Origin of the sequence: Bacillus suaedaesalsae, assembly GCF_016890225.1 — a bacterium.
GTDB classification, from domain to species: domain Bacteria; phylum Bacillota; class Bacilli; order Bacillales; family SA4; genus Bacillus_BS; species Bacillus_BS suaedaesalsae.
Genome location: NZ_JAFELM010000031.1, coordinates 74,377 through 89,598, shown reverse-complemented (window position 1 = coordinate 89,598; position 15,222 = coordinate 74,377). Strand labels below are relative to the sequence as shown.

Here is a 15,222-nt window from a genome sequence, read left to right as displayed (position 1 = left end):
ACGCAGATGAAGATGCAACATTATAGGAGGAAACATTCTTGATTAAAAAATTTACTTGTAACAACGGAGTTAGAATCGTCCTAGAAAATATTCCACATGTTCGTTCGGTAGCAATAGGTGTTTGGATTGGAACAGGCTCGCGGAATGAAACGAAAGAAAATAACGGTGTATCCCATTTTTTAGAGCATATGTTTTTTAAAGGTACTAAAACTCGTTCCGCTAGAGAAATCGCAGAATCATTTGATAGTATCGGTGGTCAAGTGAATGCATTTACATCTAAAGAATATACATGCTATTACGCAAAAGTGTTAGACGATCATTCAAACTATGCGTTAGAAGTTCTTGCTGATATGTTCTTTAACTCAACATTTGATGAAGAAGAATTAAATAAAGAAAAAAATGTTGTGTATGAAGAAATCAAGATGTACGAAGATACACCTGATGACATCGTTCACGATTTATTAAGTCGTGCTACATATAAAGACCATTCACTAGGATATCCAATTCTTGGAACTGAAGAGACCTTATCTGCTTTTAATGGCGATAGCTTACGTCAATATATGAGAGAAACGTATACTCCGGAAAATGTCGTTGTTTCAGTAGCGGGTAATATTGATGACTCCTTTATTAAAGAAATAGAGAATTATTTTGGAAGCTTTGAATCTACTGCTACACCCCAAGAAACGATCGTACCATCTTTTCATAGTGATAAGCTAACACGTAAGAAAGATACGGAACAAGCTCACCTTTGTTTAGGCTACGAAGGGCTGCCAGTAGGGCACCAGGATATTTATAGTTTAATTGTGTTAAATAATGTATTAGGTGGTAGCATGAGCAGCCGCCTATTCCAAGAAGTTCGTGAACAAAGAGGACTGGCATACTCTGTATATTCCTATCATTCATCCTATAAGGATGGTGGAATGTTAACAGTTTACGGTGGTACGGGTAGTCAACAATTGAACGTGCTATATGAAACAATCCAGAATACCCTGCTAACGTTAATGGATAAAGGAATAACAACAAAAGAGCTACAAAATAGTAAAGAGCAAATTAAGGGTAACTTAATGCTAAGTTTAGAAAGCACAAATAGCCGCATGAGCAGAAATGGAAAGAACGAGCTTCTGTTAAAACAACATCGTACATTAGATGAAATATTAGAAAATATTAATGAGGTAACAGAAGAGACTGTAAACGAATTAGGAAGAAAATTATTCAACACAGCACCTTCTGTATCACTAGTAAGCCCAGACGGTGAATTACCACCTTCTCTTTCTTAATATTGACGATTGCCTACAGACAATAAATCTGTAGGTATTTTTTTGATGTGCTGCTTATACAATTGTAAGTAAGGGACAGTCCACTTAGGAGGGATCTATTCAATGAGACTTAGTGAATTAAGCGGCAAGGAAATTGTAGACTTGAAAAAAGCAGAAAGATTGGGTATTTTAGGTCAAACTGATTTGGAAATAGACGAAACGACAGGTCATATCAAGGCTTTCATAATCCCGACCATAAAATGGTTTGGACTTAGAAAGCAAGGATCTGAGATTAAAGTACCCTGGCATCACATAAAGAAAATTGGAACAGATATGATCATAATAGATATACCTGAAGAGCATTCCTATCAAAGCATGTATGAGCCTAAACATAAGTAAAACTTGCAAGACTTTCCGTGAGCGGAAGGTCTTTTTTTTGAGTAGGCACATTTAATTTTTTGATTCTACATTCAATCATTCACCTAATTTTATTTACTTACATAAGATGAGTGAGTAAAGAGAGCGTTAATACGGTTTTAGTACTAATTTGCCACACTACAAAAAGAAGGTGAATAAAACCATGCTAACTGGATTGCATATTGCAGTTATAGGTGGAGATGCAAGACAGCTTGAAGTTATCAAGAAGTTAACAGAGCTAGATGCAAAGCTATCATTAATTGGCTTTGATCAGCTTGATCATAACTTTACAGGAGCTTCAAAAGATCAGATTGATGAAGTTGACTTTTCAACAATTGATGCTATTATTCTTCCTGCATCAGGAGCGAATAGTGAAGGTGAAGTAGATACAATCTTCTCCAATGAGACTGTCGTATTTACAGAAGAACTTGTTACAAAAACACCGGAGCATTGCACAATATACTCTGGGATTAGTAACCAATATATAGACGATATTATTAAGTCAACGAACCGGAAGCTTGTTAAGCTTTTTGAACGTGATGATGTTGCGATTTATAATTCCATTCCTACAGTAGAAGGAACCATTATGATGGCCATTCAACATACAGAAATAACAATTCACAATTCAAAGGTTGCTGTTTTAGGATTGGGGCGTGTTGGCTTTAGTGTAGCGAGAGCATTTGACGCATTAGGGGCAAATGTGAAAGTTGGAGCAAGGAAAAGTGAACATCTTGCTCGCGTATTTGAAATGGGGATGAAGCCATTTCACCTTAGCAAGCTAGAAGATGAAGTAGCAAATATTGACGTTTGTATTAATACCATCCCCCATCATATTGTAACGGCAAGTGTGATTTCGAAAATGCCACCTAACACATTAATTATCGACTTAGCTTCAAAACCTGGTGGTACAGACTTTCGATATGCCGAAAAAAGAGGAATTAAGGCGCTCTTGGCACCTGGACTTCCAGGAGTTGTTGCCCCGAAAACAGCAGGTCAAATCGTTGCGAATGTCATGGCACAGTTGCTGAGAGAAGATCTTTTAAATAGAAAGGGGAATTAGATTATGACTTCTTTAAAAGGAAAAAGAATCGGATTTGGTTTAACGGGTTCACATTGTACTTATGATGCGGTAATGCCACAATTACAAAAATTAATAGATGAGGGAGCAGAAGTGCTTCCTGTTGCAACACATACAGTAATGAATACAAATACTAGATTTGGAAAAGGCGATGATTGGGTAGCGAAATTAGAAGAAATCACAGGACACAAAATCATCGACTCCATTGTAAAAGCTGAGCCACTTGGACCAAAAATCCCACTAGATTGTATGGTTATTGCACCACTCACTGGAAATTCGATGAGTAAATTTGCAAATGCAATGACAGATAGTCCGGTATTAATGGCAGCGAAAGCAACATTAAGAAACGGAAAACCAGTAGTTCTTGGTATTTCCACAAATGATGCTCTTGGGTTAAATGGGGTAAACTTAATGAGATTAATGGCAACCAAGAACATTTACTTCATTCCGTTTGGTCAAGATGCACCTGTTAAGAAACCAAACTCAATGGTAGCGAGAATGGAAAGCCTTCACGATACAGTTTTAGCAGCGCTAGAAGGAAAGCAGGTTCAGCCAGTTGTTGTAGAACGATTTTTAGATGAGGAATAGAAAAATTTACTCTTCTAAAACGAATCGATATGATACAATTAAATGTAATAAATGAAGGAGAAGATAAGTAGTTTTCTCCTTCATTGGCTTGGCATTTACTATTTGATTAGTTATTGGAAGGGGAATATATAATGAATAAAGGTTTTCATGTTGCAGTTGTTGGGGCAACAGGTGCAGTTGGAGAACAAATGATTAAAACTCTAGAAAATAGAGATTTTCCTATATCAAAATTAACACTTCTTTCATCAAAGCGTTCAGCAGGTAAAAAAGTTGTATTTAAAGGTGAAGAAGTAACGGTGCAAGAAGCAACACCAGATAGCTTTGAAGGAGTTCAAATTGCATTATTCAGTGCTGGAGGATCTGTTTCAAAAGTACTTGCTCCTGAAGCGGTAAAACGTGGTGCAATTGTTGTAGATAATACAAGTGCATTTAGAATGGATGAAAATACTCCATTAGTCGTACCAGAAGTAAATGAACATGCACTTCATGACCATAATGGAATTATTGCAAACCCGAACTGCTCAACGATTCAAATGGTTGTTGCATTAGAACCGATTCGTAAGGCATACGGCTTAAAGAGAATCATTGTATCCACATACCAGGCAGTATCTGGTGCTGGAGCAGCTGCGGTAGAGGAACTAATGAATCAAACGAAGTCAATTTTAAATGGGGAAGAGCATACTCCATCTATTTTGCCTGTTGGTTCAGATGAAAAAAAATATCAAATCGCATTCAATGCTATTCCTCAAATAGATAAGTTTCAAGATAATGGCTTTACTTTTGAAGAAATGAAAATGATTAATGAAACGAAAAAAATTATGGAAGCTGATATACCGGTAGCCGCTACATGTGTTCGTTTACCAGTTGCAACAGGGCATTCTGAAAGTGTCTTTGTGGAAATTGAAAAAGACGGTGTAACAGCTACTGAGATTCAAGAGTTGTTAGCTTCTGCTGACGGCGTTACCTTGCAAGATAATATTAAAGAACAAGTTTATCCAATGCCTGCCCATTCTGTTGGGAAAAATGACGTATTTGTTGGTCGAATTCGTAAAGATTTAACTGATGATAAAGGCTTCCACATGTGGGTGGTTTCAGATAATTTATTAAAAGGTGCAGCTTGGAACTCAGTCCAAATTGCTGAAAGCTTAGTGAAGCTTGGGTTAGTTAAGTAGGGAGATTCATTCTCCCTTTCTTTAGTCCTCAGGCAAAAGACGAGGTGGAGAAATGAGAATAATTGTACAAAAGTTCGGTGGAACTTCAGTGAAAAATGAAGAAAGCCGCAAGCATGCTGTCAGGCATATTCAAGAAGCGTTAAATGAAGGATATAAAGTTGTGACCGTTGTATCGGCAATGGGGAGAGAAGGAGATCCTTATGCTACGGATACATTGCTCGGACTAGTTAACGGTACAAAGGGTTCCGTTAGTAAGCGTGAATATGATTTATTAGTTTCATGCGGCGAAGTGATTTCCTCAGTTGTTTTCTCAAATGAGTTAAATCAACTTGGTATAAATGCAACGGCAATCACGGGTGCAAAGGCTGGATTTAGAACAAATAACGACCATCAACATGCTAAAATCATTGATATGGAATGTGACGAACTAAAAGAGATGCTGAACAAGTTTGATGTAGTTGTGGTGGCCGGCTTCCAAGGTGTTTCAAAAAATGGAGATGTAACAACATTAGGTCGTGGTGGGAGCGATACATCAGCATCTGCACTAGGTGTTGCATTAAAAGCAGAATGGATAGACATTTTCACGGACGTAGAGGGTGTTATGACTGCTGATCCCCGTATTGTAGAAAATGCACGTCCAATTAACGTTGTGACATATACAGAAATTTGTAATATGGCATATCAAGGTGCTAAAGTCATTCACCCTCGTGCAGTTGAAATTGCGATGCACGGGAAAGTACCTATGAGAGTAAGGTCCACTTATTCTAATTCAGAAGGTACGCTCGTAACGACTTTAAGTGACGCTAAAAAAGGCCTAGAGTTTAAAGAGCGTCTAATTACAGGAATCGCCCACGTTTCAGATGTAACGCAAATTAAAGTGTTCTCGAAAGAAGGACATTACGATACTCAAAAAGAAGTATTTAAAGCGATGGCAACCGCTGAAATTAGTGTAGACTTCTTCAACATTACTCCAACAGAGGTAGTGTATACGGTCTCAGGTGAAAAAACGGATAAGGCAATCGACGTTCTCGTTAATATCGGTTATGAACCTGTTGTATCCAGAAATTGTGCTAAGGTATCTGCGGTTGGAGCAGGTATTAACGGAGTGCCAGGTGTTACTTCAAAAATTGTAACAGCATTATCAGAAAACGGGATCCAAATTCTACAATCAGCTGATAGCAATACAACCATTTGGGTATTAGTGAAAGAAGATGACTTAGTGGAAGCGGTTAATGCCCTGCACAATGCCTTCCAGCTTTCAGAAGCGGAAAATGAATAATAGGTAGGAGGATTTTACATGAACTTCGGAAAAGTATCTACAGCAATGGTGACTCCTTTTGATACGAAAGGAAACATCGATTTTGCAAAAACAACACAACTTGTAAACTATCTCATAAGCAACGGAACGGACTCCCTGGTAATTGCAGGAACAACTGGAGAATCACCAACCTTAACATCTGAAGAGAAGGTAGCATTATTTAAACATGTAGTGAAAGTAGTTGATAAAAGAGTACCAGTTATTGCGGGAACAGGTAGTAACAATACTAGACAATCCATTGAATTAACAAAAAAGGCTGAGGAAGCTGGTGTAGATGCTATCATGCTAGTGGCACCATATTATAATAAGCCTAGCCAAGAAGGCATGTATCAGCATTTTAGAGCAATTGCTGAATCAACAAAACTTCCTGTTATGTTATACAATATCCCAGGTCGTGCGGTTGTGAATATGTCAGTAGATACAATTGTTAGATTGGCTGAATTGCCGAATGTTATTGCAGTTAAAGAAGCAAGTGGAGACATTGATGCGATGACAGAAATAATCGCAAATACTCCAGATGACTTTGTTTTATATAGCGGAGATGATGGAATTACACTTCCAGTACTTGCGATTGGAGGAGTTGGTGTAGTTTCGGTTGCATCTCATATTATCGGAAATGAAATGCAAGCAATGATTGCTAGCTTTGAAGCTGGAAATTATAAAGAAGCTGCAAAAGAGCATCAAAGACTTTTACCTATGATGAAAGCATTGTTCCGAGCACCAAGTCCAACTCCAGTAAAAACAGCTCTGCAGCTTAAAGGGCTAGATGTTGGATCTGTAAGGTTACCACTTGTTCCACTAGATGAAACAGAACGTAATACCTTAGTATCAACGATTAACCCTATCCTTTAAAAACAGCCTTCGGCTGTTTTTTTTATTATGTTTGAGGTGTTGCTAAATAAAGTTGTAGGTAACAGTTTTTGAACAACTACATTTAATAAAGGTCATGCTTCCCTTTCTATTATTTAACTTGTATTCCAATTCTTTCATCAGTTATAATGTGGATAAGGTATTGTACGGATTATAACTTTTCGATAACAGAAATAAGTGGTGGAGCTTGTGTAGACTGTTTCGAATACTATATTTCTTTTCAAACTCGTTCAAATACATCTAAGGGAGCTCCTTCGACTTAGATGATGTTTTGATATTTAAATTTAGTTAAGGCTGTGTTAAAGCAATCTATGAATGGAGATTTTTGAAGAGAACCGAAAAAACTTGTCATGACAAGTAGGGAGATCTCACGGTTTTTTTTCGTGCCAGCGGTGTTTATAAAACTTAAAACATCATTGTTTAATAGAGCCTTAATTAAATGTTTTTCAAAAAAATAGATATAGTTGAAGGAAAACAAAGGCAGTCTCTGTTTCTTTAGGAATAGAAGAAAGCGGTTTTTCTAAATGACATAGGAGGATATGACAGTGAGTACTAGAGAAACAAATAAAGTGAAAATTTTTGCCCTTGGTGGTGTTGGGGAAAGTGGAAAGAACATGTACGTTCTTGAAACAAATAGCCAAATTTTCGTGATTGATGCTGGTTTAATGATTCCTGCAGATGAAATGTTAGGAATTGATATGGTGATACCAGATATTACCTATCTTGTTGATAACAAAGAAAAGGTTAAAGGTATTTTTCTAACACATGGGCATGAGGAACATATAGGTGCCCTACCTTACATTTTAAGAAAATTAAATGTACCTGTTTATGGAACTAACTTAACACTTAAATTAGTAAAAGAAGAACTAGAAGGAGTAAATACTCCATACAGCCTTCATGAAATTACTCATGAAAGTAATTTAGAATTTGATGGCATTAACATTAGTTTCTTTAGAACAACACACAGCATTCCAGGTTCTGTTGGTGTAATCATTGATACTCCACAAGGGGCGGTAGTTCATACAGGGGATTATAAATTTGATCCTACTTCTGCAAATCTTTTCGGTGCAGATTTAGATAAGATGGCCCAAATAGGTAAAAAAGGGGTGCTTTGTCTACTTTCAGACAGTGTAAATGCTGAGAGGCCAGGTTTCTCTGGCTCAGAACAACAAGTTGGCCAAGAATTTAGTGAGGCGTTCTATAAGGCATCTGGACGAGTACTAGTAGTGACTTATGCAACAAATATTCAACGTACACAAGGTTTGCTTCAAGCAGCTACTGAAAGTGGCCGTAAAGTCGCTTTTGTTGGTGCGAAGATTCAAAAAATGGTGGAAATTGCTCAAGACCTTGGATATTTAACTCTGCCAGAGGACGTTGTTGTTTCCTTTAATGAAATCTCTAAATTACCTCCAAGTGAAGTGGTAATTGTGACATCGAGTAGCCAAGGTGAGCCTGTAAGTGCTCTTGTGAAAATTGCAAAGGGTACACACAAGCAAATCCAAGTTACAGAAGGTGATACTGTAATTCTTGCAGCAGCTCCTACCCCTGCAACTGAAATTAGTATCGCAAAATCAGTTGATTTAATTTACCGTGCAGGAGCGAATGTTGTGTCTGGTAAGAACAAGATGCATGTATCAGGACACGGTAGTCAAGAAGATATTAAACTGATGCTGAATTTAATGAAGCCGAAATATGTAATTCCTGTACATGGTGAATATAGGATGCAAAAGGCTCATGCCAAGGTTGCTCAATCCATCGGTATTCCAGAAGATCATATTTTTCTTTTAGACAAGGGAGAAGCAATTGACTTTTATAAAGGAGAAGCTTCTTATGGATCAAAGGTCTATGCTGGAAATGTATTGATCGATGGCTTAGGAATCGGTGATATTGGGAACATTGTATTGAGAGATCGTAGATTACTGTCTCAGGATGGTATTCTTGTTGTAGTCGTTACATTAAGTAGATCAAGGAATGTGCTTATTGCTGGACCAGAAATTATATCAAGAGGCTTCGTTTATGTAAGAGAGTCGGAAAAGCTATTAGTGGAAGCAACGGACCTAGTAAAAGGGATTATGCAAAAGTGTATCGAAGACCAGATTGTGGATTGGTCATCATTAAAGATAAACATCCGTGATTCTTTAAATCAGTTCCTATATGAGAAAACAAAGCGGAGACCGATGATTTTACCGATTATCATGGAAATTTAATATAAAGCCTAATTCTACTGCATCGTAGAATTAGGCTTTTTTTAGGTTTGAAAATAAGATTTAAGTAAGAAAGGCTTATACGGTTAGGTAACCTGTTAATAAGACTTTTCCGCTAAAGTTGCTTTTGTCCTGTACTTTGGTTTTTGGCCAACTTTTGCGGAAGGCTAGTTGCAGGAACGTAAATCAGTTACCTGTTTGGTTAAGTACCTGTGTTTTTTACGTTTTGGAATGAAATTGATGGAAGAGTTCATACTAAGTTTATCTTATTGTTTGAAAGGGGAAATCCATTCAATGGAGAACGAAATCTTTTCTGGGCAAATGAATGAACAGGAACAAGAAAAAAAAGAAGAACATAAAGAAGGATTACTAGATAAAATACAAGCATTAGGTCAAACAAACATACCACAGTTAGCAAATGACTCGAAAATACACGTACTTACGATTATTGGACAAATAGAGGGACATATTCAACTTCCTCCGCAAAATAAAACGACAAAGTATGAGCATCTCATTCCTCAAATTGTGGCAATTGAACAAAATCCTAAAATTGAAGGTTTACTCATCATTTTAAACACAGTAGGGGGAGATGTAGAGGCTGGACTTGCGATTGCAGAAATGATTGCATCCCTTTCGAAACCAACAGTTTCTATTGTTCTAGGTGGAGGACATTCGATCGGTGTTCCAATCGCAGTTTCAACAGACTATTCTTTTATTGCTGAAACAGCAACCATGACGATCCATCCAGTTCGATTGACAGGGCTAGTGATTGGTGTTCCTCAAACTTTTGAATACTTAGATAAAATGCAAGATCGAGTCGTGAGATTTGTAACAAAGCATTCAAATGTCACAGAGGATCGCTTTAAAGAACTTATGCTTTCAAAAGGAAATTTAACAAGAGATATCGGTACAAATGTTGTGGGTGAAGATGCAGTGAAATACGGACTCATAAATGAAGTTGGGGGTATCGGAAAGGCAATTGCAAAATTAAATGAGCTTATAGAACATAAAGGCGTTTCTGAACAAGAAGGGAAGTTGCTACAGTGATTCTATATACCATAATGCCGAATGAGCTTGTTTACCCAGTAGAAACAAACGTTTATACGAATCAACAATGTGTAGAAGTGAATGGGGTTTCGATGATTGTGGAACGAAATGAAGAACTGCAATATCGAATAGTTCGATTATTAAGTACAGATCCACAGCATTATTTAACAGCAGAATATTCACCTGGGATGACGGTTAAACTTCCTTAAAGAGCTTATGAGTATTCATAAGCTCTTTTTTTTGGCCCTAGGAAATAATAATAAAATCACTTGTGATGTTTGCTTGGGTCATTTGAATCCAGCTCCAACCCCGGCCTTCCAAAGGCTAAATGTGGCGCTTGCGCCTTTTGTTCTACGAAATCATTAAGAAAGCCTCTTAACTTTTTTCCTCATTTAACAAGTGAATGAACAAAAGCTTGTACTTATTCCTCTTTTTAAATTGACTGAAAGGCTTTATAATCAAGAAACAAGGATTGAACTGTAAGTAGAAATGTTTTTATAATAAAGCGATACATATCTAAACTGAGGTGTAAAAAATGGCAAAGCCTAAGCAACGACAAAAAAGAAAGAAACAGGAGTGGAAGCATACATTAAAGTTCGAACTAGCTGGACTTACTATATTTGCCATGACTTGTATTGGAATCTCAGGACTTGGAGCAGTTGGACAACTACTAACAACTCTGACTCGTTTTTTTATGGGAGAATGGTATATGCTTTTACTATTATCATTACTCATACTATCGGTATATTATATTTGGAAACGAAACCATCCTTATATTTTTTCACAGCGCTTTATCGGAGTGTATTTTATTATTTCTGCTCTCTTGCTATTCAGTCATGTCAACTTATTTGAATTACTTATTAAAGATGGCGTATTTAAAGAACCTTCTGTAATTCGAAATACATGGGAATTATTTTGGATGGAGACAACGGGTGAGACGAAGACAAACGATATTGGCGGTGGTATGATAGGTGCTGTTTTATTTGCATTATTTCATGTGCTCTTTGCCGCTAAAGGTACAGAATTTATTGCATTGCTCTTCTTGCTAGTGGGTATTATTTTAGTTACAGGAAGATCCCTAATGGATGTAGTGGTGAAAATTGTATCTCCCGTGTTTACCTTTATTAAGGAGCAATATCTTGCATTCACAACTGATGTAAAAGAATGGTTCAGTAACATAGGTAAAAAGCAAACGAACAAGCGGGCAAAAACAAAGAATAAAAAAGAGCAACCAATTCCTTTATCAAAGGATAACCAGTCAAATGAAATGACTATTGAACCAGAAGAGGAAGAAGTGATTATCCAGCCAATTATTTCAAACTTTCAAGATCATAGTGCCACAGACGATGATTCTGACCTGGTTGTCAAAGTAAAGTCTGAAGTAAAGAAGGAAGAAACTGAAGTAGAGGAAATCGATCCTATTCCACAATCAGCATTTATTGAGGAGGAAAATTTAAGTTATCTCCTTCCTTCTCTTGATATACTATCTTTACCGAATAATCGAAAAAGTGGGCATGACAATGAATTAATTCGAACGAATATTAAAAAGCTTGAAAGAACGTTTGAAAGCTTTGGTGTAAAAGCAAGTGTTAAAAAAGTACATTTAGGTCCTGCAGTGACTAAATATGAGGTTTACCCAGCGGTAGGTGTAAAGGTTAGTAAAATTGTAAACTTAAGTGATGATTTAGCTTTAGCCCTTGCTGCTAAGGATATTCGTATTGAAGCACCAATACCAGGGAAATCAGCGATTGGAATTGAAGTTCCAAACGAAGAAGTATCCATGGTAACATTGAGAGAGGTACTTGAAGCTCCACGGGTTTCAAACAAGGATTCGAAGCTATTGATAGGGCTTGGCCGCGATATCTCAGGTGAAGCGGTGCTAGCAGAATTAAATAAGATGCCACATTTACTAGTTGCGGGTGCAACAGGTAGTGGGAAAAGTGTATGTATTAATGGAATCATCACTAGTATTTTAATGCGTACAAAGCCACATGAAGTAAAAATGATGATGATTGACCCCAAAATGGTAGAATTGAATGTTTATAACGGCATTCCACATCTATTAGCACCTGTCGTAACGGATGCTAAAAAGGCTTCACAAGCATTGAAAAAGGTTGTTTCTGAGATGGAGAGAAGGTATGAGCTTTTCTCTCATACAGGTACGAGAAATATCGAGGGTTATAATGATTATATTAAGAGGCAAAACCAGGAAGAAGAAGTGAAGCAACCATTATTACCGTTTATTGTGGTAATCGTAGACGAGCTCGCTGACTTAATGATGGTGGCATCATCTGATGTCGAAGATGCAATTACAAGATTGGCACAAATGGCTCGTGCAGCAGGAATCCACTTAATTATTGCTACTCAAAGACCATCAGTTGACGTCATTACCGGTGTCATTAAAGCCAACATTCCTTCAAGAATTGCATTTAGTGTCTCTTCACAAACAGATTCAAGAACTATTCTAGATATGGGGGGAGCCGAGAAGCTTTTAGGCAGAGGAGATATGTTGTTCTTACCGGCTGGAATGTCAAAGCCAGTCAGAGTTCAAGGTGCTTTCCTATCCGATCAGGAGGTAGAAGATATTGTTGACTTTGTCATTTCTCAACAGAAAGCACAATATCAGGAAAATATGATTCCTACAGATGCTCCTACTTCAAAAACTGAAGTAGAAGATGACATATTTGATGATGCTGTGAGCCTTGTTTTAGAAATGCAAACTGCTTCTGTCTCTATGCTGCAACGGAGATTTAGGATCGGTTACACCCGTGCGGCTCGCTTAATAGACGCTATGGAGGAACGTGGAATCGTAGGACCATATGAGGGTAGTAAACCAAGAGAAGTGTTAATGACAAAATCGAATGAAGAAGCAACGTCTTAAAAAAGGGGATATCCCCCTTTTTTTTATGTATTTTTACTGAAAATTTTTTCTGAAAAGTTTGAATTGAAGGGATTTTCGCTAAAAAATCGTGTAACGAATTTTTATTATGAATTTATTACTTTATTTTTCACTACATTTCGACAAATTTTATATAATTTCTATTTATTTCTTTTAGGAAAAGTGTTATAGTATTTTCGATTAGAGGAAGTACACAAGTAAGACATCATACCTATTTGTACCTCCAGTTTGCTTATCAATTTATTTACTTAGGAGGCTTTATATGACGATTAAGTCAGACAATCGGCATTTATACTTACAAGTTATTGATAGGCTAAAAGGCGATATCGAAAAAGGAATCTATAAGGAAAAAGAAAAGCTTCCTTCAGAATTTGATTTAGCTAAGCAATTAGGAGTTAGCCGCGCAACACTGCGAGAGGCACTTCGTATACTTGAAGAAGAAAACGTTGTCATTCGTAGACATGGTGTCGGAACGTTTGTAAATGCAAAGCCATTATTCTCATCGGGGATCGAACAATTAAATTCTGTAACGGATATGATTATCCAAGCTGGAAAGAAAGCAGGGACAATTTTCCTATCCTCTTCAGAACAGGGACCTACAGATGAAGATATCAAAAGATTCGAATGCTCCATTGATGATGAGATTTTATTAGTAGAACGTGTCCGTACGGCAGACGGAGAACCTGTTGTATATTGTATTGACAAAATTCCGAGCGAATATTTACCTTCTAATGGTTTTAATCATAACGTTGAGTCATTACTGCACCTTCTTGAACAAGAGGGGCGCTATATTTCTCACGCAGTGGTGCACATAGAACCATTGGGTTATCATGAAAAGATTTCACCGATATTAGAATGTGAACCTGAAACAGCACTGCTATTACTTAAACAAATGCATTTTGATCAAAATGATGTACCTGTTCTATTTTCATTAAATTATTTTAGAGCAGATAAGTTTAGCTTCCACGTACTCAGAAAACGAGTATAATAATTTTTTCAGTTTCCGTACATTTTAAGGAGGTGAGGACTAGAAAACGTTACAGGGTTTTGAAAACGATTTCGGTCATTATTTTAGTGACAATAGATTAATTAAAATTAGGGGGTAAAGAGAATGACAAAGCGTAAGTATGGTGTAGCTCTTTCTCTTCTTTTAGCAGCAAGTACGATTTTAGGTGCTTGTGGAGCTGGAGAAAAGGAAGACAATGCAAAAGGAACAAATGGTTCTGACAAAGCTGCTGAATTCAAGGTAGCAATGGTAACTGACACAGGTGGGGTAGATGACAAGTCATTTAACCAATCTGCTTGGGAAGGTTTAAAGCAATTTGGTGCTGACAACAACCTAGAAGAAGGAAAAGGATTTAAATATCTTCAATCTTCTGCAGCAACTGATTATGCTCCAAACTTAAATGCATTAGTTCGTGAAGACTTTAACCTAGTTTACGGAATCGGATTCCTTTTAGGGGACGATGTTAAAAAGGTTGCTCAACAACAAACAGAAGCTAATCTTGCAATTGTAGATATGGTTGTAACAGATGACAATGGTGATTTCTTACCAAACGTTGCAAACATCACGTTTAAAGAGCATGAAGGTTCATTCCTGGTAGGACTTATCGCTGGTAAGCAATCTACAACTGGGAAAGTTGGATTTATTGGTGGAGTTGAAGGTGAACTTATCAAGAAATTCGAAAACGGATTCAAAGCTGGTGTTAAAGCAGCAAATCCAAACGCTGAAGTTGTAGTTCAATATGCTGAAGACTTCAACGCTCCTGAAAAAGGAACACAAATTGCAAACACAATGTATAGCCAAAACATTGACATCATTTACCATGCAGCAGGTGGAACTGGTAACGGTGTATTCACAGAAGCTAAGAACCGTGCAAAGCAAGGTAAAAAAGTATGGGTAATCGGTGTTGATAAAGACCAACACGAAGAAGGTATGCCAGAAAACGTAACATTAACTTCAATGGTTAAGCGTGTAGATACAGCAGTTTATGAAGTATCTAAAATGGCAAAGGAAGGCAAGTTCCCAGGTGGAACAATTGTTGAGTTTGGATTAGATAACGACGGTATCGGTATCGCTCCAACTCAAGAAAACGTATCTGAAGAATCTTTAGCTCTAGTTAAAGAGTACCAAGAAAAGATTCTTGCTGGTGAAATCAAAGTTCCTGCAACAGATGAAGAGTACGAAGAGTACTTAAAGAAATAAATTTCTTTAATAAAGGCTAGTACAAACCTACTAGCCTTTATTTTTCCCTTTATAGTTGAATCATTTTTAGAAGTTGGACGTAAAAGGTTAAACAAACGAGCTTGACCTTTTACTTCTTACTTTTTATACGTAAGAAGAAATATACCTTTCCGTTACAAAACGACTTT

13 protein-coding genes are annotated in these 15,222 nt (G+C 37.1%); all 13 read left to right on the top strand.

Features of this window, described 5'->3' with window-relative positions:
* Positions 1–38 precede the first annotated feature (38 nt).
* Positions 39–1,277: a M16 family metallopeptidase gene (locus tag JR050_RS12060; protein WP_204203748.1), complete on the top strand. Its 1,239-nt coding sequence runs from the start codon at positions 39–41 to the stop codon at positions 1,275–1,277.
* A 102-nt stretch (positions 1,278–1,379) separates the two neighbouring features.
* Complete coding sequence (locus JR050_RS12055) at positions 1,380–1,655, top strand: YlmC/YmxH family sporulation protein (protein ID WP_204203747.1); 276 nt, start codon at positions 1,380–1,382, stop codon at positions 1,653–1,655.
* Positions 1,656–1,836: 181 nt separating this feature from the next.
* On the top strand, positions 1,837–2,733 hold the full coding sequence (dpaA, locus tag JR050_RS12050; RefSeq protein ID WP_204203746.1) for a dipicolinic acid synthetase subunit A: 897 nt from the start codon (positions 1,837–1,839) through the stop codon (positions 2,731–2,733).
* 3 nt (positions 2,734–2,736) lie between these two features.
* The gene (dpaB, locus tag JR050_RS12045; RefSeq protein WP_204203745.1) at positions 2,737–3,339 is read left to right on the top strand and encodes a dipicolinate synthase subunit B; all 603 of its coding nucleotides are present in this window, start codon (positions 2,737–2,739) and stop codon (positions 3,337–3,339) included.
* A gap of 131 nt (positions 3,340–3,470) precedes the next feature.
* Entirely contained in the window at positions 3,471–4,511 is a 1,041-nt protein-coding gene (gene asd, locus JR050_RS12040; protein ID WP_204203744.1) for an aspartate-semialdehyde dehydrogenase, read from the top strand.
* Positions 4,512–4,563: 52 nt separating this feature from the next.
* Positions 4,564–5,790, top strand: a complete 1,227-nt coding sequence (dapG, locus tag JR050_RS12035) for an aspartate kinase (RefSeq protein ID WP_204203743.1) — start codon at positions 4,564–4,566, stop codon at positions 5,788–5,790.
* Positions 5,791–5,808: 18 nt separating this feature from the next.
* Positions 5,809–6,681 carry a 4-hydroxy-tetrahydrodipicolinate synthase gene (dapA, locus tag JR050_RS12030; protein WP_204203742.1) on the top strand — a complete coding sequence of 291 codons (873 nt, stop codon included), beginning with the start codon at positions 5,809–5,811 and terminating at the stop codon, positions 6,679–6,681.
* A 563-nt stretch (positions 6,682–7,244) separates the two neighbouring features.
* Positions 7,245–8,906 carry an RNase J family beta-CASP ribonuclease gene (locus JR050_RS12025; protein WP_204203741.1) on the top strand — a complete coding sequence of 554 codons (1,662 nt, stop codon included), beginning with the start codon at positions 7,245–7,247 and terminating at the stop codon, positions 8,904–8,906.
* A gap of 291 nt (positions 8,907–9,197) precedes the next feature.
* Positions 9,198–9,950, top strand: a complete 753-nt coding sequence (locus tag JR050_RS12020) for a ClpP family protease (protein WP_204203740.1) — start codon at positions 9,198–9,200, stop codon at positions 9,948–9,950.
* The gene (locus tag JR050_RS12015; RefSeq protein WP_204203739.1) at positions 9,947–10,159 is read left to right on the top strand and encodes a YlzJ-like family protein; all 213 of its coding nucleotides are present in this window, start codon (positions 9,947–9,949) and stop codon (positions 10,157–10,159) included. Before JR050_RS12020 ends, JR050_RS12015 begins: the two co-directional genes overlap by 4 nt.
* 326 nt (positions 10,160–10,485) lie before the next feature.
* Complete coding sequence (locus JR050_RS12010; RefSeq protein WP_204203738.1) at positions 10,486–12,831, top strand: FtsK/SpoIIIE family DNA translocase; 2,346 nt, start codon at positions 10,486–10,488, stop codon at positions 12,829–12,831.
* A 280-nt stretch (positions 12,832–13,111) separates the two neighbouring features.
* Positions 13,112–13,837 carry a GntR family transcriptional regulator gene (locus JR050_RS12005; protein WP_204203737.1) on the top strand — a complete coding sequence of 242 codons (726 nt, stop codon included), beginning with the start codon at positions 13,112–13,114 and terminating at the stop codon, positions 13,835–13,837.
* A gap of 123 nt (positions 13,838–13,960) precedes the next feature.
* Positions 13,961–15,055 (top strand): BMP family lipoprotein, encoded by a 1,095-nt coding sequence (locus JR050_RS12000; RefSeq protein WP_204203736.1) that lies wholly within the window; start codon positions 13,961–13,963, stop codon positions 15,053–15,055.
* Positions 15,056–15,222: the final 167 nt, after the last annotated feature.